Annotated in this window: 19 protein-coding genes, 1 tRNA gene and 1 pseudogene; 14 read left to right on the top strand and 7 right to left on the bottom strand. The window is 67.6% G+C overall.

The window, feature by feature from the left end; genetic code table 11:
* Positions 1 to 443: 443 nt before the first annotated feature.
* Positions 444 to 1,073, top strand: coding sequence for a class I SAM-dependent methyltransferase (locus M446_RS14940; RefSeq protein ID WP_012332930.1), 630 nt, complete (start codon positions 444 to 446; stop codon positions 1,071 to 1,073).
* 109 nt (positions 1,074 to 1,182) lie between these two features.
* Positions 1,183 to 2,970, top strand: a complete 1,788-nt coding sequence (locus M446_RS14945; protein WP_012332931.1) for a glycosyltransferase family 61 protein — start codon at positions 1,183 to 1,185, stop codon at positions 2,968 to 2,970.
* A 399-nt stretch (positions 2,971 to 3,369) separates the two neighbouring features.
* On the opposite strand, the gene M446_RS38935 is transcribed toward M446_RS14945, so the two are convergent.
* Positions 3,370 to 3,846: a hypothetical protein gene (locus M446_RS38935; RefSeq protein ID WP_236728681.1), complete on the bottom strand. Its 477-nt coding sequence runs from the start codon at positions 3,844 to 3,846 to the stop codon at positions 3,370 to 3,372.
* 13 nt (positions 3,847 to 3,859) lie between these two features.
* Positions 3,860 to 4,510, bottom strand: coding sequence for a ParA family protein (locus tag M446_RS14955; RefSeq protein ID WP_012332933.1), 651 nt, complete (start codon positions 4,508 to 4,510; stop codon positions 3,860 to 3,862).
* A gap of 570 nt (positions 4,511 to 5,080) precedes the next feature.
* Between M446_RS14955 and M446_RS14960 the strand changes: the two genes are divergently transcribed.
* The 8 genes from M446_RS14960 (at position 5,081) to M446_RS14995 (ending at position 11,191) form a co-directional block, all read left to right on the top strand.
* A complete protein-coding gene (locus tag M446_RS14960; protein ID WP_012332934.1) occupies positions 5,081 to 5,827 on the top strand; it encodes a FadR/GntR family transcriptional regulator in 747 nt (248 codons plus the stop codon).
* Positions 5,828 to 5,842: 15 nt separating this feature from the next.
* Complete coding sequence (locus M446_RS14965; protein WP_012332935.1) at positions 5,843 to 6,745, top strand: NAD(P)-dependent oxidoreductase; 903 nt, start codon at positions 5,843 to 5,845, stop codon at positions 6,743 to 6,745.
* Between the two features lie 18 nt (positions 6,746 to 6,763).
* Entirely contained in the window at positions 6,764 to 7,447 is a 684-nt protein-coding gene (locus M446_RS14970) for an amino acid ABC transporter permease (protein ID WP_012332936.1), read from the top strand.
* A gap of 9 nt (positions 7,448 to 7,456) precedes the next feature.
* A complete protein-coding gene (locus M446_RS14975) occupies positions 7,457 to 8,125 on the top strand; it encodes an amino acid ABC transporter permease (protein WP_012332937.1) in 669 nt (222 codons plus the stop codon).
* Positions 8,125 to 8,898 (top strand): amino acid ABC transporter ATP-binding protein, encoded by a 774-nt coding sequence (locus M446_RS14980; RefSeq protein WP_012332938.1) that lies wholly within the window; start codon positions 8,125 to 8,127, stop codon positions 8,896 to 8,898. Before M446_RS14975 ends, M446_RS14980 begins: the two co-directional genes overlap by 1 nt.
* 83 nt (positions 8,899 to 8,981) lie before the next feature.
* A complete protein-coding gene (locus M446_RS14985; RefSeq protein WP_085984495.1) occupies positions 8,982 to 9,722 on the top strand; it encodes a transporter substrate-binding domain-containing protein in 741 nt (246 codons plus the stop codon).
* Between the two features lie 75 nt (positions 9,723 to 9,797).
* Positions 9,798 to 10,244 carry a ribose 5-phosphate isomerase B gene (gene rpiB, locus M446_RS14990; protein ID WP_012332940.1) on the top strand — a complete coding sequence of 149 codons (447 nt, stop codon included), beginning with the start codon at positions 9,798 to 9,800 and terminating at the stop codon, positions 10,242 to 10,244.
* A 20-nt stretch (positions 10,245 to 10,264) separates the two neighbouring features.
* A complete protein-coding gene (locus M446_RS14995) occupies positions 10,265 to 11,191 on the top strand; it encodes a ribokinase (protein ID WP_012332941.1) in 927 nt (308 codons plus the stop codon).
* Between the two features lie 143 nt (positions 11,192 to 11,334).
* Here the strand turns inward: M446_RS14995 and M446_RS38160 are convergent, their stop codons facing one another.
* Both M446_RS38160 and M446_RS37230 read right to left on the bottom strand, forming a co-directional pair.
* Positions 11,335 to 11,502 carry a hypothetical protein gene (locus M446_RS38160; protein WP_168169158.1) on the bottom strand — a complete coding sequence of 56 codons (168 nt, stop codon included), beginning with the start codon at positions 11,500 to 11,502 and terminating at the stop codon, positions 11,335 to 11,337.
* 507 nt (positions 11,503 to 12,009) lie between these two features.
* Positions 12,010 to 12,223, bottom strand: a pseudogene (locus M446_RS37230) (IS256 family transposase); the annotation flags it as partial.
* A 202-nt stretch (positions 12,224 to 12,425) separates the two neighbouring features.
* Here M446_RS37230 and M446_RS38940 point away from each other — a divergent pair.
* Together M446_RS38940 and M446_RS15005 are read left to right on the top strand one after the other, a co-directional pair.
* Positions 12,426 to 12,728, top strand: a complete 303-nt coding sequence (locus M446_RS38940; protein ID WP_043701274.1) for a hypothetical protein — start codon at positions 12,426 to 12,428, stop codon at positions 12,726 to 12,728.
* A gap of 71 nt (positions 12,729 to 12,799) precedes the next feature.
* Complete coding sequence (locus M446_RS15005; RefSeq protein ID WP_012332942.1) at positions 12,800 to 13,813, top strand: NAD(P)H-binding protein; 1,014 nt, start codon at positions 12,800 to 12,802, stop codon at positions 13,811 to 13,813.
* Between the two features lie 317 nt (positions 13,814 to 14,130).
* On the opposite strand, the gene M446_RS15010 is transcribed toward M446_RS15005, so the two are convergent.
* Together M446_RS15010 and M446_RS15015 are read right to left on the bottom strand one after the other, a co-directional pair.
* Positions 14,131 to 16,353, bottom strand: coding sequence for a xanthine dehydrogenase family protein molybdopterin-binding subunit (locus tag M446_RS15010; RefSeq protein WP_043701277.1), 2,223 nt, complete (start codon positions 16,351 to 16,353; stop codon positions 14,131 to 14,133).
* Between the two features lie 11 nt (positions 16,354 to 16,364).
* Positions 16,365 to 16,835, bottom strand: coding sequence for a (2Fe-2S)-binding protein (locus M446_RS15015; RefSeq protein ID WP_012332944.1), 471 nt, complete (start codon positions 16,833 to 16,835; stop codon positions 16,365 to 16,367).
* Positions 16,836 to 16,967: 132 nt separating this feature from the next.
* Here M446_RS15015 and M446_RS15020 point away from each other — a divergent pair, with 132 nt between their 5' ends.
* Positions 16,968 to 17,564 carry a hypothetical protein gene (locus tag M446_RS15020; RefSeq protein WP_012332945.1) on the top strand — a complete coding sequence of 199 codons (597 nt, stop codon included), beginning with the start codon at positions 16,968 to 16,970 and terminating at the stop codon, positions 17,562 to 17,564.
* A gap of 178 nt (positions 17,565 to 17,742) precedes the next feature.
* Positions 17,743 to 18,801: an asparaginase gene (locus M446_RS15025; protein ID WP_012332946.1), complete on the top strand. Its 1,059-nt coding sequence runs from the start codon at positions 17,743 to 17,745 to the stop codon at positions 18,799 to 18,801.
* Between the two features lie 280 nt (positions 18,802 to 19,081).
* Here the strand turns inward: M446_RS15025 and M446_RS15030 are convergent.
* Positions 19,082 to 19,166 (bottom strand) — tRNA-Tyr (locus M446_RS15030).
* Between the last annotated feature and the right edge of the window lie 2 nt (positions 19,167 to 19,168).

Here is a 19,168-nt window from a genome sequence, read left to right on the forward strand (position 1 = left end):
CGGCCCGCGCTAGCGCCCGATGCAGGCCCTGCAGCCCCTCGGCGCAGCCCCTGGGCGACGGGCCGCGGGCGCCGTCGCGGCTCCGGCCGGTTTCTCGGAGCGGTGCCGCCCGGGTCCTGGGGCCGTCCAGGGCGGCGGCCTCGTGCGCCGACCGGATCGCGGCGCGCGAGCCGGGTAGCCGCGAGTGCATCCCGCCGGCCGGCCGCGAACCGCGCGCGGCGGGGCGCACGCCGTGCGGGCCGGTCCCGCGGCCGCGCTCCGAACGTCGATCCCTCGGCGAGCCGTCGCCGGTCCGATGACGGATTCCCCGATCCCTTGACACCTCCTCAGGTCGTCATATAGCCGGTCCGCACTGGTGTGCCTGGGGCGAATGCGGCGGCGACGCGGCAGATGAGTTGCGCACCCGCTCTCTTGACAAGTGCTGTTCCGTTGGAGACTCGCTGATGTTAAGCTTGAATGAAATCGGTCTCAAACATGGAACAGACAAGGCCAGCAATGTTCACGATTATCTGAATTTCTATGAAAAGAGACTTGCACACTTAAGAGAGGAGTCTTTCACCCTGTTCGAGATCGGGGTCTATCAGGGCGCCTCGGTTCGAATGTGGGAGGAGTTTTTCCCGAACGCGACGATCGTTGGCCTCGACATCAATCCGGCGACCCAGGCGGCGGAAGCGGGTCGGATCAAAATGCGCATCGGCGATCAGTCAAGTGTGAAGTTTTTGTTCAGCGTTATCAACGAATTCGGACCTCCTCGCATCGTGATCGACGACGGCTCGCATCGCTGGGATCACCAAATTCAAACATTGAACATCCTGCTGCCTTTCGTCCCGGCCGGCGGACGCTACATCGTCGAGGACATTCACACCAGCTCCGATCATATGAAAAAAGATTATCAAGGTTTTTCGCAGGTAAGCGGATTCGAGTATCTGAGCCGTCTGTCCCATCTGATCTGCACGCACGACGTTGCCGGCCCTTCCGAGATCTTCGACAACTTTTTGTATAGCCATTACCAAGAGATTGAGTCGGTGGAGTTCGCCCGTCGCACCGCAATCATCAACAAGAAGAGCTTCTGAGGCCCCGGAGTGACGCGCCGCCGCCGAGGCGGCGGCGCTTCTGGGCCCGCTGCGGCTCCCGGACGGTCGAAGCAACTCCTCGGGTCCAGAAGAGCAAGAGCGGACGGTAATGGAAGATGTGAACCTTGCCGCGTCTCGACGCGAGTCGCTCGATCAGATCGGACTTCGTCTCGGCACTCTTCGGGCGTCCAACGTTCACGACTATCTGCGGCGCTACGAAGCATTATTGCGCCCGAAACTTTCGCGCCCGATCAAGATTCTCGATCTCTCGTTGTTGGAGATCACCGGCGCGCGCGCGCTGGCGGAGTTCATCGAAACAGGATTGATCGTCGTCAGCGTCGGTCCGGAGCGCGAGATCCCGGACCTCGAGCTCGCCGATCATCCGCGCCTCCTCCTGACGCGCGGCGATTGCCGCGATCCGGCTTACCTCTGCAGCCTTCACGCGTACGGCCCGTTCGACCTCATTCTGGAGAACGACCGGCACGTGGTCGAGGATCAGCTGATCGCACTGGAATACCTGTTCCCCGCGTTGGCGCCGGGCGGATCCTTCGTCTTCGAGAGCGCGTTCGCCTCGACAGCGGAAACGCCGCGCCTGAGCGAGGCGGGGATCACGGGCATCATCGACGTCGCGCGAGACCTCGGGACCAGCTTGACGGCCAGAGAGCCGAGGATCCGGCAGTTCGACGACGAGATCGTCACGAAGGCGCTCGATGCCGTGATCTTCGAGAGGTCGAACATCACCCTGAGGCGCACCGACAAGCCGAAGAACGCGCCGGTGATCCTGCACGCCAAACCGTTCGCGGAGATCGGCGACGGCGTCGTGGAAGCGCTCGAGAGCAAGCCGTACACGCGCACGGACCCGGTTGTCCAAACCCGGCTGGCTTGGATGACCGAGCGGCTGCTGGAGCGCGTCGGAAAGGTCGAGCATCCCCCGGCGGGCCAGATCGGCACCGTGAGCAACGCCATCATCTTCGGCGAAGGCATCATCGTCGATCGCGCCGGCCGCCTGGTGGTCGAGAGCTTGATGAACGAGCGGGACGTTCCGCGTCTTCCCTACATCAAGAAGCTGCACGGCGACCGCTACGCGATGCTGGACCACGATCAGGTCGAGCATCTGAGCGGCGAGAACATCGTTGCCGTCAAGCAGCGCTGGGATACCAATTACGGCCATTGGCTTGTCGAAACCCTGCCCAGGGTCGGCCTGCTGGCGGAGCGCATGCCGCTGGACAGCTGCAAGCTGCTCATCACCGCTTGGTCGGACGCAATGGCGAGCGTGATGCGGCAGTCGCTCGTCCTATGTGGCGCGACGAACGAAAACATCCTCCAGGTGTCTGGCGCCCCCCTGTCGGTCGACAAACTGATCTATGTGACGCCGATCTCCAGCCATCCATTTGTTTTCCACCCTTACTCGGCGAGATTTTTGCGGTCGCTCGCCGTCAAGCACATGGAGCGCATCGGGGTGTCCGGCGCCCAGCCGACCAAGGTGTACGTCTCTCGAAACAAGGGAAATTCGCGCCGCATCGTCAACGAGGACGAGATCGCTGCGATCCTCACGTCGCGTGGATACAGGATCGTTTATCCTGAGAATCACACTTTCTATGAGCAACTCGAGATTTTCGCAAATTGTACGCATATCGTGGGAAACCTCGGTGCCGCGTTGACGAACGTTGCCTTCGCACGCGACGGAGTCGGCCTTCTTGCGCTCGCCTCGGAGTTCATGCCGGACGATTTCTTCTGGGATCTCACCAGTCAGCGCGGGGGGAGGTATTTCTCCATTCACGGCACAGCGGTGGAGAAACACGATGAAGGTCATCGATCGGAAATGAATGCTTGGTTCGTGCTGGATATCCCGAATTTTGTCGAGATGCTCGACCGGTTCGAAGCCGAAGTTGCTTGAAGCGGTTGGAGCGCGCGTCGCGCATTCGGCGGCTCTGCCACGATCGGCGCGGCGGGACCGCGTCGGGGCAGAGAGCTCGCGACCCCGCGGTTGAGTGGCCCGAGCGGGTTGGTTTGGGACAGCCCGGTCCGGCGCGCGGCCGCGAAGCCCGATGAGGCCGGCGCCGCCTGCCTCGCTGAACGGACCGCCGTCGAGAAGGTCTCGGATTCCGAGGGGCCGACGTCGAGCCCGGGACGCCGTCCGATCGTGGCAGGTCACGATGAGAGGCGCCGCAGGGTTTCCCGCTTCTGCTCAACCATAACCGGCAGCAATACGGCCGGGCCAGCCGGCCGTGAGTCGCTCGCCCATGGACCCGCCCCCGCGACGTCGGGGATCGCCTCGTGGCCTTTGTGGCGCGCCTCACCGGAGCTGCCGGTACCCCTTGCCTCCGCCCATGGCCAGGAGGGGCAGGGTCATGGCCTGTTGCCAGCACCAAGCGCTGACCAGCAGGGGCCATGCAAGAGGCACCAGAGAAGCGCCGATCATCACGGTGAAATCGGACGCCAGCTCGTGGCCGGGCGGCTTAGCTTCCACGACCGGCGGTCGCTGATGCTTGATGAGAACGTCATTGAGCGCCTCGCCCATCAGATCTCGAAACGGTACATTGAGATCCTGCGCCAGCTGACTCAACTCCGACCAGCCGGCACGATTCAGATGAATCTGCGCGCCATCCCGTTCCGATGAGAACTTGTCAGGATCCGCTGCGAGACTTTCACAACTCCGGTCGACCACGGGGCCCTGCCGGAGTTCCGTCGCGGAGACCCCCACGATCGGCTGCGGCTTCGAGCCCTTCTCCGGTGAAAGGCCCATCAACGAGGGACGCGTTGGCTTTGCCATGGGGGATGACGCCTCAAGCGTGGCGGGGAAAGGAGCGGGCGAGCTCGGACACGGTCGACCACACCGCGGCGATCTCCGCCGCCGCGCGGCCGTCCGGATCGTACTCGTCGACGGACTGGCCGGAGATGAGGGCATGCGACAGGCTCGCCCGTTGGGAGACCTGCCCCGGGAGAACAGGCGCTCCCATGTTGGTCAGGACGGCGCGCGTCTCCGCCACGGCGCTCGTCTGCCGCTCTCCGCGTCCGGGTGGTGGAGCCGCGTTGATCACGCAGGCCATCGGTGCTTTGAGGCTGCGCGCCATCGCGAGCGTCGCGCCGACCGCGTCGAGATCGAACGGGCCGGGTCGCACCGGGATCAGCGTCAGCGTTGCCCGGCTCATGAGAGCAGAGACCAGGGAAGTATTGTGAGGCGGGCTGTCGATCACGGCCCAGCGAATGCCCTCGCGGCGAGCTGTGCAGAGAACCTCCGGGACGGCCTGTGCACTGGCGCGGGTCAGGCGAAGCGTTCCGGCCGATCGTCGCCCGTGCCACATGGAGAGGGAGCCCTGTGGATCGGTATCGACGAGGAGCGCTCTACCGTCACGCTCAGCGAGGGCGCTCAGATGCACGGCAAGCGTGCTCTTGCCAGCCCCGCCCTTCTGAGCTGCGATTAGGATCACATGCACAGCCGCTCTCCCGAGGAGCTCTCAGCATTCATGAGAACTGCATTGCTGGAAGGCTAAGTTCACGTACAGTCTATTCTGACCCATGGGAACGTATCATGGGGTCGGTGCTAAATGCAGGCGCCGATGTGCCGTTCGCGCTAAACTCGGCTTCATACTGTGCGAGCGCATAGTTAATGGACGGTTAACGTCGGAAACTAACATGGTAGGCTTGCAGGCGTGACAGTAGAGTGCCGTCGAGCGGCCTACCGCAAACTTGGATGCAGATCGCCGAAGGGGCGCAGGGCAGCGGGAATTGCGGCCCGTCACGCGGCAGCGGAGCCGGTGAAGACCCGGGAATACAGATCATCCGACATCCGATCGATTGCTTCGCCATCTCCGATTTCGGCCATGCGGATGTCGGCTTCGCTCAGGCGCCGCGCTCAGGCGCCGCGCAGGCTCGCGATCCGGGACCGGCTTCGATCAGGCGGATCCCGGATCAATCGCGGGCTGCTCCTGTGCCCGCCAGCCGGCTTGACGGGCCATCCCTGGTCAACTACTGGTATGACCAACGTCATATAACGATGCGACGGGATGGAAATTGCTCGCCCCAATGAGGGTCGGTCCGGCTTCGAAGTCGTCTTCGCGTTCCTGCGCGAGCGGCTGCTGGCCGGTGCCCTGCGCCCCGGCGATCGCTTGATCCCGGAGCGCGAACTGGCCGCTCAGCTGGGCGTCAGTCGACCGATCGTCCGCGAGGCGCTGCGCGCACTCACCGCGCTCGGCATCGTGGAAATCCGGGAGCGCATGGGGACCATCGTCCGCAAGCCAGACGTCACCGTCCTCAACGACTTCTTCGCCTTCGCGCTCGCCCAGCAGGACGGGCTCGCGGACGACGTCATGCAGGCGCGCATCGCCGTCGAATGCCAATCGATCCGGCTCGCGTGTCAGAACGCGACCGTCTCGGACCTCGAGCGCCTGCAGCGGGCGCTGCAGCGAATCGTCGAGACCATCGACGACCCCGAGGCAGGCGGCGCGGCCGACTACGCCTTTCATCGCGCGATCGTGGCCGCGGGAGGCTCCAGCACCCTCGGCGTGCTGCACGACTCCATGGCGCATGTCCTGATGCGCTCGCACGTCGACCGGCGCCGCCTCGTGCAGGTCGTCGAACCCATGCGGTCCTACCTCATTGAGGACCACCGCCGGATCTTCGACGCCATCGCCGCCCGAGACCCGGCGCGGGCGGACGCGGTTCTGCGCGAGCACTTCGCGATCGGGGACGGCTTGCGACGGCAGGCAGCACTGGCCGCCTCCGCGCACGTGAGCGCCGCGAGGGCCGGCTGAAGGGGGGACGCGGACGTGAGGGAGAACGACAAGGCGGGCTGCGTCGGCTTCATCGGGCTCGGCACGATGGGGCGCGAGATGGTCCGCAACCTGCTCAAGGCCGGCCACGCCGTGCAGGCCTACGACGTGCGTGCCGAGGCCGTGGCGGAGCTCGCGAGCGACGGAGCCGTCACGGCGACGAGCCCGGCCGACGCGGCGCGGGGCGCGGACCTCGCGATCACCATGCTGCCCGACACGCCTCACGTCGAGGCGGTGGTCTACGGGGAGCAGGGCCTTCTCAAGGCCCCCCCGGCCGGTCGACTGATCGTCGATATGAGCACGATCTCGCCCGTCGCCGTCCGGCGCATGGCGGCGGATCTCGCGGCGGTCGGCATCGCCTTCCTCGACGCGCCGGTCTCCGGCGGCCCGGTGGGCGCGAAGAACGCGGCTCTCTCGATCATGGTCGGCGGCGAGGCCGAAGCCTTCGCGAGGGCCGGGCGGTTCTTCCGCGCCATGGGCACCACGATCACCCACGTCGGGAACGCCGGTGCGGGCCAAGCGGTCAAGCTGTGCAACCAGCTCATCTGCGGCATCACCATCCAGGCGATCTGCGAGGCGCTGGCGCTCGCGCGCGCGTCGGGCGTCGATCTCGAACAGCTGCGGCACGTGCTGCTCGGCGGCTCCGCGGCCTCCTGGATGCTTGACCGGCTCGGGCCTCAGATGATCGCGGGCGATGCCTCCGCGGGCTTCCGCATCGACCTCATGCTCAAAGACCTGCGCCTCGTCCTCGAGCAAGCCGGTGCCCTCGACGTCCCCCTGCCGGCGACCGCGCTCGTGACGAGCCAGTACGTGGAGGCGCGCGCCCACGGCGAGGGCGCGAACGGCAACCAGGCGCTGTTCCGCGTCTACGACCGCATGACCGGTCGGGCGGCAGGCTGAGGCACGGGATCGCGGCCGGTGTCCCTCGACCTCGACTTCGGCGCCGTCCTCGAACGGTGGCCGAGCTTCCTCGACGGTGCGCTGCTCACCCTTGAACTCTCCGGCATTGCGACGGCAGTCGGCGGCGCGCTCGGCGGGATCACGGCGATCGGCCGCAGGAGCCGGCACGCGGCATTGCGCCGCCTCTGCGAGGTCTACGTCGAAGCGATCCGCAACACGCCGCTCCTCGTCCAGATCTTCCTCGTCTACTTCGGCCTCGCGAGTCTCGGCTTCCGCTTCTCGGCCCTAACCGTCGCCGCGCTCGCACTCACCATCAACGTCGGCGCCTACACCACCGAGATCGTGCGCGCCGGGCTCGACGCGATCCCCCGCGGCCAGATCGAGGCGGCGGAGGGTCTCGCCCTGTCGCGCGCGCAGATCTATCGGCACGTCGTGCTGCTACCCGCGATCGAGCGGGTCTATCCCTCGCTCACGAGCCAGTTCGTGCTCCTGATGCTCGCCTCCTCCGTGACCTCGCAGATCTCGGCCGAGGAACTGACGGCGGTGGCGAACTACATCCAGTCCGACACGTACCGGGCCTTCGAGACCTACATCGTGGTGGCGCTGATCTACGTCGCGCTCTCCTTCATCATGCGTGCGGGCTTCTGGGGGCTGGGTCTCGTCCTGTTCCCGCGGCGGCGACGCCTCGGTACCCCGCTGTGAGGTGCTGAGATGTCCGGCTCCCTCAACGCGAACCACCTGCTCTTCCTCGGCCAGGGTGCGCTCTGGACGATCGGATTGTCGCTCATCGCCCTCGTCGGCGGCGGCGCGCTCGGCTTCGTCATCGCCCTGTGCCGCATCTCGGCTCTGCGCGCGGTGCGCTTCGCCAGCGGCGCCTACGTCCAGCTCATCCAAGGCACGCCGCTCCTCGTCATCATGTTCCTGACCTTCTTCGGCCTGCCGCCGCTGGGTCTGAGGGTGTCGCCGCTCACCGCGGCCGGCGCCTCGCTGACGATCTACGTCGGGGCCTACCTCGGCGAGATCTGGCGCGGTGCCATCCAGTCCGTGCCGCGCCCGCAATGGGAAGCGGCCGAGGGACTCGCCCTCTCGCGCGCCCAGCGCATGACGAAGGTCATCCTGCCCCAGGCCGTGCGCATCGCGACCCCGCCAACCGTCGGCTTCATGGTGCAGATTGTGAAGAACACCTCGCTCGCCTCAGTGGTCGGCTTCGTCGAATTGGCTCGCGCGGGCCAGATCATCAATAATTCCCTGTTCGAACCCTTTCTGATCTACGCAATCATCGCGGCCGTGTACTTCGCCATGTGCTTTCCCCTGTCGCGGCTCAGCCAGCGACTCGAGAGGCGAGGCGCGCGCGGCCGCACCACCCTGATGCCGGCCTGATGGAGATGCCGCGCGCCATGCCCGATACCCCAGCAGGTCAGACGCCGGCGCCCGTCGTCACCCTGCGCGACGTCCACAAGAGCTTCGGCACCCTCAAGGTGCTCGACGGCGTCTCGTTCGAGGTGCCGCGCGGTACGGTGACGGCGATCATCGGCCGCTCGGGTTCGGGCAAGTCGACGGCGCTGCGCTGCATCGACCGCTTCGAAACCATCGATCGCGGCGAGATCCGCGTCTGCGGTCATCGCGTCGACGATCCCGGCCTCGATCTCCGGGCGCTGCGCCAGGACGTCGGCATCGTCTTCCAGAGCTACAACCTGTTCCCGCACCTCACCATCGAGGAGAACATCACCCTCGCACCAACTTCGGTGAAGGGCACACCGCGCGCGGAGGCCCGCGCGCTCGCTGCCGAGGTGCTCGCGCGGGTCGGCCTCGCTGACAAGCTGCAGGCCTATCCGGAGCAGCTGTCCGGTGGGCAGCAGCAGCGAGCCGCGATCGCCCGCTCGCTCGCCATGCAGCCGAAGGTCATGCTGTTCGATGAGGTGACCTCAGCCCTCGATCCGGAGCTCACGGGCGAGGTCCTCAAGGTCATCGAAGGACTGGCCGCATCCGGGATGACCATGGTCATGGTCACGCACGAGATGGGGTTCGCGCGCGGCATCGCCGACGAGGTCGTGTTCATGCATCGGGGGCGCGTTCACGAGCGGGGTCCCGCCACGATCCTCGCATCGCCGACGACCCCGGAGCTCATGCAGTTCGTGGGCTCCGGTCTGTGAGCCAACACTCAGAACCACGGAGGGAGACGATCATGAGACGCCCGATCCTCGCCGCGCTGCTCGCGGCTACCGCGTTCGTTGCGATGCCATTCGCGGCGCATGCCGACCTTCTCGACGACGTGCTGAGTGCCAAGAAGATCCGCGTCGCCACCGATCTCGCGATACCGCCATCCGGCATGATCGACGCGAATCTGAAGCCGACCGGCTCGGACGTCGAAACCGCACAGCTCCTCGCCAAGGACCTCGGCCTCGAACTCGAATTCGTGCAGACGACGGGGGCGACCCGCATCCCGAACGTGCAGACGAACAAGGCGGATCTGATCATCTCCACGCTCTCCGTCACGCCCGAGCGCGCGAAGGTGATCGACTTCACCAAGCCCTACGCGGCGCTGCAATCCGTGGTCGGCTGCCTCAAGTCGGTCGAGGCAAAGAGCTGGCCCGACCTGAAGGGCAAGACGATCGCGGTCTCGCGCGGCACGACGCAGGACACCACGCTCACCAACATGAAGGATCGCGACCTCCGGCTGGCGCGCTACGACGATGATGCGACGATGGTCACGGCGGCGGTGTCGGGGCAGGCGGATTGCATCGCCACCTCGGCCACGATCGTCAACCAGATCGGCGTGAAGAACCCGTCGCGCGTCTACGAGCCAAAGGTGCCGATTACGACGTTCGACCTCGCGATGGGCGTGCGCAAGGGTGAGCCGCGGTTCGTCGAAAAGCTCAACGCGTGGATCGAGACGAACCTGAAGAACGGCAAGCTCAACGCGATCTACAAGAAGTTCCACGGCTCGGAGCTGCCGCCCGAGCTGCGCGGCTCGTGAAGCGCGACAACCGCCACGCTTTTCCGATCGCGGCGGCAATCCCGCCGCGGTCAGCCATCAACGGAGCGAAGTGACATGCGACTCGTGATCGGATCGGACCACGCCGGCTGGATGCTCAAGGGAGCGGTGATCGACCACGTGCGCTCGCTGGGCCATGAGCTCATCGACGTCGGCTCGTTCGACGAGCATCCCGTCGACTTCCCCGACATCGCGCGCGAGGTCGCCCGCAAGGTGACCTCCGGCGAGGCTGACCGCGGCCTGATGGTCTGCGGGACCGGCGTCGGCGCCTCGATCGCGGCGAACAAGATGAAGGGCATCCGGGCCGCCGTGTGCCACGACGTCCACTCCGCGCATCAGTGCGTCGAGCACGACGACGTCAACGTGATGTGCATCGGCGCCCAGATCGTGGGGCCTTGGCTCGCCAAGGACCTGATCGCCGCCTATCTCACGGCCGAGTTCTCCACCGACGCGGATTTCCGCCGTCGGGTCGAGAAGTTGCACGCCATGGACGCGGAAGGTTGACGCGCGCGGAGGACGCATCGGTGATCCTCGTGTTCGGCTCGATCAACGTCGATCTCGTCGCGCGCGTCGCCGCGATCCCCCGCCCTGGGGAGACGGTGCTGGCGCCGCGCTACGCGACGCTGTTTGGTGGCAAGGGGGCGAACCAAGCGGTGGCTGCCGCGCGCGTCTCGGAGCCGGGGCGGGTCGCCATGATCGGGTGCGTCGGCGACGATCCCTTCGGCCGGATGTGCCGCGAAAACTTGGCCGCGAACGGCGTGGCCGTCGCGTGTGTCGCTCAAGGCGCGGAGCCGACGGGGTGCGCCTTCATCACGGTCGATGCGGCCGCCGAGAACGCGATTACGGTGGCGAGCGGAGCCAACGCGGCCCTGACCGCCTCCGCCCTGCCCGAGGCGATGCTGGTGCCCGGCGCGACGCTCGTCCTCCAGATGGAAGTTCCCGTCGCGGCCTCGCTATCCGCCGCGCAACGGGTCCGCGCCGTGGGAGGGCGCGTCATCTGGAACCTCGCACCCGTGCCGGAAACCCTGTCTCCCGTCGAATTGCGCGCGCTTCTCGCGGCGACGGACGTGCTCGTCGTGAACGAGCACGAGGCGCGCGCAGCGAGCCGACTGCTCGGGCCGCCGGATGGCGCACTGAGCCAAGGCGCCCTGAGCCAAGCGGCCGCCACGCTCGCGCTCGCTGGACCGCTCACCTGTGTGGTGACCGCGGGAGCCGAGGGAGCACTGGCGGTCGAGCCGGGTGGCTCGCAGCATGCCGCGGCTGCCGTAGCAGTCCGGCCGGTCGACACGACGGGGGCGGGCGACACCTTCGTCGGCATTCTGGCCGCAGGCCTCGACGAGGGACGGACCCTGCACACGGCGATGGCCCGAGCGTGTCGCGGCGCGTCGCTCGCGTGTCTGACGGAAGGTGCACAGGCTGGCATGCCGACCTCAGACCAGTTGCGGCCGTAGCGATCCGGACGCGCGTGTCTCGATGCAGCTCTCCCAGGCGACGGATGAGACCTGTGCGCGAGGCGCTCGAAACACGGCGTCTTGCGCCTTCCTTCTCTGAAAAGATACCGGGAATGATGGCTCCCCAGAGTCGCGCACTGGTCTCACCGATGCGGAACGGCGACGGCGAAGCCGGCCAGGGCGCGGTCCATGGCTTGCGTGCAGACGCGCGGCAGAACGAGGGCGACGTCCTCACCCATGGCGGGCCGCACGGCCTCGAACAGCCAGGCAGAGGCGAAGCGCGTGTCGGCGATCCCGGGCGGGCGCCGCACGAAGGGCCGATCCGGTCGTTCCTGACCAGGGCCTCCGATCGCACGACGACGATGATTGTCCGGGCAGTAAGCTGAGCAATAAGCAGAACTCCTCCATTCATGCCGCCCACCAGCCTGTCATGGTTAACCACTTGTTAACCATCAGGTCTGATCATCAGATCTCTGCGAGGAGTCGGAGATGACGCGATCCCAGAAGCTTCGCCTCAAACGCTGGATCATGCGAGAGATTGATCGAGCTCTACCAAAAGCACAAATAGACCCTTCTCAGTACGCCCGCATGGCTGCTCCTGAAGGCTCGACTTGTGGTTTAAGCGAACCTGGTCGGTAACCCACTTGAGGAACGCGCAGGAACGACACTCGCGTCCGCGGCACAAGCACCGGCACTGCCCTGGATCCGCGACACTTGCCCTGCCTGGCGAAGGGAGCGGGGGACGGCCATGGATCGTGTCCCCTGGCGTGGCGTCGCTGCGGCGCGGCCACCACGGTCACCGGTTGGGGCCGGTCTGATCAAGCTGCCGGGGTCGGCAGGTTGACGAGGGGGTCATCGCTGATCGGGGCGATGCGTTCCAGGGAGATGGAGCGGGCGCGCTGGACGGCCCTTCGTCGTTCTGTTCGAGCAGGATTGCGCCGACGGGGCGGGCGATGGCGGCCTCGCTGCGAAAGTGCCGGCCACCTCGGCCCGGCATTTGATCTCGCCGTTGGGGCACGCCAGCGGGTTCGTAACCGGTGTGACGATGGCGGTGCCGCGGTTCGGCCGGGACGCAGGTCCTGGCGTATGGTGCGACCATCCGGGACAGAGGCACCGGGAGCACGAGGTGCGGAGGTCTGGACGCCGGACGCGGCGACCGAGCGGCTGCGCCGGCTCGTGGCGCCGCGCAATCAGGTCTCCGCCATCGCGCGCGGCGCAAAACGAGACCCAGGCGATGCGGCACGCCCACCGCGTGCCGCCGTGCCCGCACGCCGATCCGTTCAGTCGGGTCGGCCGGGCTTGGCCGGGGCGGCAGGCGTTGCCCGACGACGCGCACGCGGCCGTACGGCGGCGGCTGCGCGAACTCGACACGCTGCGCGATGATCGCGCCGTCCTCGACCCGGCGATCGTGGTCCCGTTCCTGATCTACGGGGTGCTCGGCACCTGGGCCTGCCGCCGGACGGGGCACGGCGGGCTCACCAACGCGGTCGCCTTCGCCTGGGACCTCGGGGTCACGTTCCCGCTGCTCGCCGCCTGAGACCCGGAACGTGGCGGCCCGCGGCGGTGCCGGACGGCGTTATGGTGGCGGCGGCAATCGTGGGGGCAATTATGGCTCAAGCGTCCTCCGGCCATCGCGGGCGGCGGGTCTTCCTCGTCGGCGCGACGGGCACGATCGGTCGCGCCACCGCGCGGGCTCTCGCGGCGCGCGGTCACGACGTGGTCTGCTTCGTCAGGCCCCGCCCCGGCCGGTCGCCCGGGTCGGATGCTGCCGTGCGCCTCGGGCTGCCCGCGGGCGCCGCCGTCCGGTTCGGCAACGTGACCGATCCCGCCTCGCTCGCGCATGACGGCCTGCGCGGCGAGCCCTTCGACACGCTGGTCTCGTGCCTGGCCTCGCGCACCGGGCGCCCTCGCGACGCCTGGGCGATCGACCACGACGCCCATCTGGCGCTGCTGGCCGCGGCCGGGGCGTCCGGCATCGGGCACATGGTCCTGCTCTCGGCGATCTGCGTCCAGAAGCCGCTGCTCGCGTTTCAGCAGGCCAAGCTGGCCTTCGAGCGCGCCCTGATCGCCTCGGGGACCGACTACACGATCGTCAGACCCACCGCCTTCTTCAAGTCGCTCTCCGGGCAGGTCGAGCGCGTCAGGCGGGGCAGGCCGTGGCTGCTGTTCGGCGACGGCGCGCTCACCGCCTGCAAGCCGATCAGCGACGACGATCTCGCCCGCTACCTCGCCGAGTGCGTCGAGGAGCGCGAGCGGCGCAACCGCGTGCTCCCGATCGGCGGACCGGGCGAGGCGATCACGCCCCGGCAGCAGGGCGAGGCGCTGTTCGCCCTGCTCGGCCAATCCCCGCGCTTCCGGCACGTTCCGGTGGTTCTGCTGGACGCCGTTGTCGGCGGGCTGTCCGCGTGCGGCCGCGTGATCCCCTCGCTGGCCGACAAGGCCGAGCTCGCGCGGATCGGGCGCTACTACGCCACGGAGTCGATGCTCGTTCTGGATCCCGCCTCGGGCCGGTACGACGCGGCGGCGACGCCCAGCACCGGGTCCGAGACGCTGTTCGACTACTACGCGCGCCTGCTCCGGGGCGAGGCCGAGGCCGAGCGCGGCGATCACGCCGTGTTCTGACCGCGTCCCCCGGCCCGGCTGCCGGCTCTCGCTCAGGACATGGATCGGCTCCGAAGCGCGCCCGCGGCCAGGCAACACCTGCTCGACCGCCGAGAACGGAGGTCGAGGTGGGCCGTGGCTTCGCTCCTCCGCGCCGCAGCGTCGACATCGCCGGCCGCGCCCGCTCCGCAGAACCGCGAGAGCCTGCAGGCGACGTCGGACGAACCGGGCGCAAACGGGCGAGAGGGACCCCAAGCGGCCCCTCGTGAGGCGGGTCGGGAGTGTCCGGATCCGAGAGTTGTCCGGACACCTGTTCTCCCGGCACCGATCCCCTGGCGTCAGGTTCCCTGCAGGGCCGCTTTCACCTTGGCCGGCGAGAACGGCACTGACCGCAGCCGAGCGCCCGTCGCGTCGAAGATCGCGTTCGAGATCGCCGCCGGCACGATCGCTGCGGACGGCTCGCCCGCGCCCCACGGCTTCTCGGTCGGCCGATCGATCAAGTCGGCCACCACCTGCGGCACGTCCGGGAAGCTGAGGATCGGGTAGCTCGCCCAGTCCAGACTCGTGACGGCGCTCCGGTCGAAGGTGATCTCCTCCATCAGCACTCGGCTCACCGTCTGAATGACGTTGCCGTCGAGCTGGTTGCGCACACCGTCCGGGTTGATGATCTGACCGCAATCCTGGGCCACGAAGAAGCGCGGCACCCGCACCTGACCCGTCTTGCGGTCGACCTCGACCTCGGCCACGCCCGCCACGTAGGTGCGGTTGAGCTCGTAGCGCACGTAGGAGAGCCCGCGGCCGCGCAACACCTCGGCCTTGGCGTCCTCCTTCGCAGGCGAGGGCCGCGCCTGCCAGCCGGCCAGCTCGGCCACGCGCCTGAGCACCGCGATGCCGCGGGGGTCCTTCAGGGCGCGCAACCGGTAGTCCAGCGGATCGGCGCCGGCCGCCGCCGCGCACTCGTCCAGAAAGGCCTCGTTGGCGAAGGTGTTCTGCATCCGCCCCGGCGTGCGGATCCAGGAGGGGCGGAACGGCGTGTCGGCGAGCCGGTGACACACCGTGCGCACGTTCGGAAAGCCGTAGGGCAGCGCCGAGTTCTGAATGACGTTGCCCGGCGCCATCGTGGTCTCGTGCGGCAGGCCCGCCAGGGTCGCGGCCACCAGCGGCACATTGCCGGCAGCCCCTTCCGGCACGTGGAACTGTGAGGACCACGCGGCAACGTTGCCCGCCGCGTCGAGCCCGGCCTTGAGATCGATCAGGGTCGGCGGACCTTTGGGATCCCAGCCATGCTCGTCCGCCCGCGACCACTGCACCCGCACCGGCCGGCCGACGGCCCGCGCGAGCAGCGCCGCGTCCCCGGCCGCGTCCTCGTGCCCGTTGCGGCCGTAGCAGCCCGAACCCTCGACGTAGATGCAGCGCACCGCCTCCGGCGCGAGCCCGGTCATCGCTGCGAGCTGCATGCGCAGCGCATGCGTCATCTGCGAGGCGGTCCAGCAGGTCAGCAACCCTTCCTTGAACTCGGCCACGGCGCAGGAGGGGCCGATCGAGCCGTGCGTGTGGATGGCAAAGTCGTAGGTCGCCTGGAGCACCTTGGACGCGCTGGCGAGCGCAGCCTCCGCGTCGCCCGTGCTGCTGGTGACGTCGTCCTTGGTCACTTTCGTGGCGCGCACGTGCTCCCAGAGCCGATCCTGCGCGGGCAGGCCCTCCCAGGCGGACCACGTGGCCTTGAGCTGACGGGCTGCTTTGATGGCCGCCCACTCGCGTTCCGCGACGACGGCCAGGAAGCTGCCCCGGCGCACGACCTCGATCAGCCCCGGGATGTCCGCCACGGAGCCGTCATCGACGCCCTCGAGCGTCGCCCCGATCGCCGGCGGACGGACCACGCGGGCGTGCACCATGCCGGGCACGCGGAAATCCTGCATGTAGGTGAAGCGGCCGGTCATCTTCTCGGGGATGTCGAGCCGCGGCACCGACTTGCCGACGAGCGCGAAGTGCGCCGGGTCCTTCGTGGTGATGGCCGGGTCGACTTTGGTCTCGAAGCGCCCGTCCTTCAGGAGGTCCGCGTAGGAGACGCCGGTGCCTCCCGCCTTCGGCCTCACACCGCCGTTCTCGGTCACCAGCGCGTCGACCGGTGCACCGAGCCGCTCGCTCGCGAGCTGGACGAGGCGAGCGCGGGCAGTGGCCGCAGCGTGCCGGATCTCGACGCCGCCCTTCTGGATCGAGAGGCTGCCGTAGGTTGGTCCCTGGTCGGGGGTGAGCGCGGTATCGCCCTGCACGACGGTGACGTGGTCGAGCGGCAGGTCGAGCTCCTCGGCGGCGATCTGCGCCATCGCGGTCTCGATCCCGGTGCCGAGATCGACCTTGCCGGAGAAGATCGTCGCCCGACCGTCGCGCCCGAGTGCCAGGAAGCTGTCGACCTGGTCCGGCGCGATGGCTTTCGAGAAGCCATTCGTAGCGACCGAGGCAGCGGTCTGCGCCAGCGCGGAGCGGCCCGCGAGGGAGAAGCCGACCACGAGCGCGCCACCCTGCAACAGGGCACGGCGCGAGAACACGGGTGCGTTCATGACGGCCTCCCTCAGAGCGACTGGGCAGCGCGCTGGACCGCGCGCACGATCCGCAGGTGGCTGCCGCAGCGGCAGAGATTGCCCGCCAGGGCCTGCCGGATCGCGGCCTCGTCGGGCTTGCGGTTCTGGTTCAGCAGGGCTGCCGACTGCATGATCATGCCGTTGATGCAGTAGCCGCACTGCGCGGCCTGCTCGGCGATGAAGGCGGCCTGCACCGGATGCGGCGTCTCCGGCGAGCCGAGCCCCTCGAGGGTGACGATCCTGGCCTCGGGCTTGAGGCTCGACACCGGAGTGATGCAGGACCGCACGGCTCGCCCGTCGACGTGGACCGTGCAGGCCCCGCATTGGCCGAGCCCGCAGCCGAACCGCGGTCCGTGCAGGCCAAGGTCGTCCCGGAGCACGTAGAGCAGCGGCGTGTCCGGGTCATCGACGCTCACGGGCGCAGCGCGCCCGTTCACAGTGAGAGACATCTGGTGGGCCATGGGGCGTCTCCCTGGAACCATTGTGGTCTCGCCTGCCTGTATCTGGTGCAGTTTCGAGGCAAGGCGATCGGGTGGCGGGCATCGTTCGTCAGAGCCGCGCCCCCGGTCTGGACTTGGCGGGAGGGAGCGTCGATGCGGTCTCCAAAGCGCGTCCATCTCATTGCCGCGCTGGCCCTCGCCGTGGCGGCGGGACGGGTTGGCGCCGAGGAGCGGCCGGCGAAGGACTGGCCCGCAGCCTCACGGGCGGCCGCGGACGCGATCGTGGCGAAGTACGGCCCACCCCAGGAGCAGACCGCGACCCTGCTGATCTGGCACCGGAACGGCCCGTGGATCCGCACGGTCGTGCACAAGGTCGGGGCGGAGCACGACTTCCCGATCAAGCACCAGGACGTGCTGGAGCAGAGCCTGCCCTACAAGGTGCCGCTGAACCTCTACAGCGCGGTGGCGACGTTCAACGGCAGCGTCATTCCCGACCGGACCCGGGGCACGCTCACCGCCTTCGGCGCCAGTGAAGCCGAAACCATCCTGTCCCTCAACCTCGCGCAGGCGGTCGTACGGGGTGAGATGAATGCCGAGCAGGCCCGCGACGCGCAGGTGGCGGCCGAGCGCGATCTCGCGAACGGCAAGACGCCGGAGATCGCGGCGAAACTCAGGATCGAGCAGCAGCAGGAGGGCGACGTTTCAGACCCAGACACGGCAATGATCCTGCCGCCGGGCCGCACGCCATAGGTCTCTCCGACTCTCTCGAAATCCGCGGTTGGAGCCGCGGGCGGAGGCCGGCGACCGAGGTGCAGGTGAGCGGCCGGGGCGGGCGCACCTCAGAAGGAGTGCGGCTGGAGGGAGCGGAGTAGCGCCTCCATTGTAGCCGATCGTTCCGTAGCTCCGAGAATCAAAGGGAGGAAGCCCGATGAGGCACCTACCGTCGCAGCGTGCATTCCAGAGTTTGATTGTGGCTGGCACGCTCTGGATCACGCCAGCATTTGCACAAGATCGTCCTACTGTCGCCGTGGTGGCAACAGGCGGCACTATTGCGATGAAGCTTGATCCCGTCTCGCATGCGCCGGTTCCTGCTGTCTCCGGCGAGGATCTTGTCGCAGCCGTACCGCATCTGAAGGAAATCGCAAATATCCGAGTCGTGGAATTCAGCAATATTCCAAGCGACTACATGGGGCCGGATCGCTGGCCTAACCTGACCAAGAAAGTCGAGGAGGTCCTTGCCGACCCGACCGTCAAAGGCGTCGTCATCTCGCATGGGACGGACACCCTCGACCAGACCGCCTACTTCCTGGACCTGACGCTCAAGAGCGAGAAGCCGGTGGTCGCGGTCGGCGCACAGCGGAACGCCTCCGACTGGGACACCGATGGCCCGCGGAACCTCCTGAATGCGGTCCGGCAGGTCCTGGCCGAGGACTCGAGGGGCAAGGGCGTGACGATCACGATGAACAGTTACATCAACGCCGCCCGCTACGCTCGGAAAACCCACACCAGCAATGTTCAGACCTTCACATCCGGAGATGTGGGTGCTCTCGGTTACGTCGACGAGGACAAGGTCGTGTACTACTACACGGGCCCTCGTCGGCAGAGCGTTGATCTCCCTGAGCGGCTGCCGCGGGTCGATCTGCTCGCGATGTATGCCGGGGCGGACGGCAGCTATGTGCGACACGCGGCTGACACGGGGGCTGAGGCCGTCGTCGTTGAAGCTTATGGCTGGGGTAACATGAACGAGGCCATGCTCGACGCCATCAAGTACGCAGTCGATAAGGGCGTTCCTGTCGTGGTGGCGACGAAGGTCGAAAACGGACGCGCGCTGCCGGTATACGGCTTCAAGGGTGGAGGCAAAACGCTTCAGAGCGTCGGTGCAGTTTTCGCGGGCGACCTCTCCGGCGATAAGGCCCGCGTTCTTACCATGTTGGCCCTGCCGACCGCCAAAGATCAGAAGAAGCTGCAGGCTTTCTTCGACAAGTAGGCGGCGGCTGTTCTGGCCAGGCACGGCCGGCTGATTGCGGCCGGTCGTGGGGCGCCTTCCGGAAAGGCGCTTTTCAAGATCCGTCTCTCGCGCGGCGCGCGGGGTCCGGCGCGCGCGGACGCTGCGGTCGAGGAGCGGGCGATCGGGCCGAGACGGCGGGGTTGCAGGGGCTGTTTGCGGGCCTCAGGGAAAGGGCAGCACAACGCCGAAATTCAGCTGCGTGTCCGAGTTCGCGCCAGTCTCCGGCGCAGCTGGAAAACCTGAATTTGACGAGGATGGATGGTGGGGGAAGTAGGACTCGAACCTACGAAGGCATAGCCAGCGGATTTACAGTCCGCCCCCTTTGCCGCTCGGGACATTCCCCCAT

Origin of the sequence: Methylobacterium sp. 4-46, assembly GCF_000019365.1 — a bacterium.
Taxonomy (GTDB): Bacteria; Pseudomonadota; Alphaproteobacteria; order Rhizobiales; family Beijerinckiaceae; genus Methylobacterium.

Coding starts and splice junctions, on each gene's coding strand:
- M446_RS14940 (WP_012332930.1), top strand. CDS start 444: ATGTTAAGCTTGAATGAAATCGGTCTCAAACATGGAACAGACAAGGCC.
- M446_RS14945 (WP_012332931.1), top strand. CDS start 1,183: ATGGAAGATGTGAACCTTGCCGCGTCTCGACGCGAGTCGCTCGATCAG.
- M446_RS38935 (WP_236728681.1), bottom strand. CDS start 3,846: ATGGCAAAGCCAACGCGTCCCTCGTTGATGGGCCTTTCACCGGAGAAG.
- M446_RS14960 (WP_012332934.1), top strand. CDS start 5,081: ATGGAAATTGCTCGCCCCAATGAGGGTCGGTCCGGCTTCGAAGTCGTC.
- M446_RS14975 (WP_012332937.1), top strand. CDS start 7,457: ATGTCCGGCTCCCTCAACGCGAACCACCTGCTCTTCCTCGGCCAGGGT.
- M446_RS14980 (WP_012332938.1), top strand. CDS start 8,125: ATGGAGATGCCGCGCGCCATGCCCGATACCCCAGCAGGTCAGACGCCG.
- M446_RS14985 (WP_085984495.1), top strand. CDS start 8,982: ATGCCATTCGCGGCGCATGCCGACCTTCTCGACGACGTGCTGAGTGCC.
- rpiB (WP_012332940.1), top strand. CDS start 9,798: ATGCGACTCGTGATCGGATCGGACCACGCCGGCTGGATGCTCAAGGGA.
- M446_RS38940 (WP_043701274.1), top strand. CDS start 12,426: ATGCGGCACGCCCACCGCGTGCCGCCGTGCCCGCACGCCGATCCGTTC.
- M446_RS15005 (WP_012332942.1), top strand. CDS start 12,800: ATGGCTCAAGCGTCCTCCGGCCATCGCGGGCGGCGGGTCTTCCTCGTC.
- M446_RS15010 (WP_043701277.1), bottom strand. CDS start 16,353: ATGAACGCACCCGTGTTCTCGCGCCGTGCCCTGTTGCAGGGTGGCGCG.
- M446_RS15015 (WP_012332944.1), bottom strand. CDS start 16,835: ATGGCCCACCAGATGTCTCTCACTGTGAACGGGCGCGCTGCGCCCGTG.
- M446_RS15020 (WP_012332945.1), top strand. CDS start 16,968: ATGCGGTCTCCAAAGCGCGTCCATCTCATTGCCGCGCTGGCCCTCGCC.
- M446_RS15025 (WP_012332946.1), top strand. CDS start 17,743: ATGAGGCACCTACCGTCGCAGCGTGCATTCCAGAGTTTGATTGTGGCT.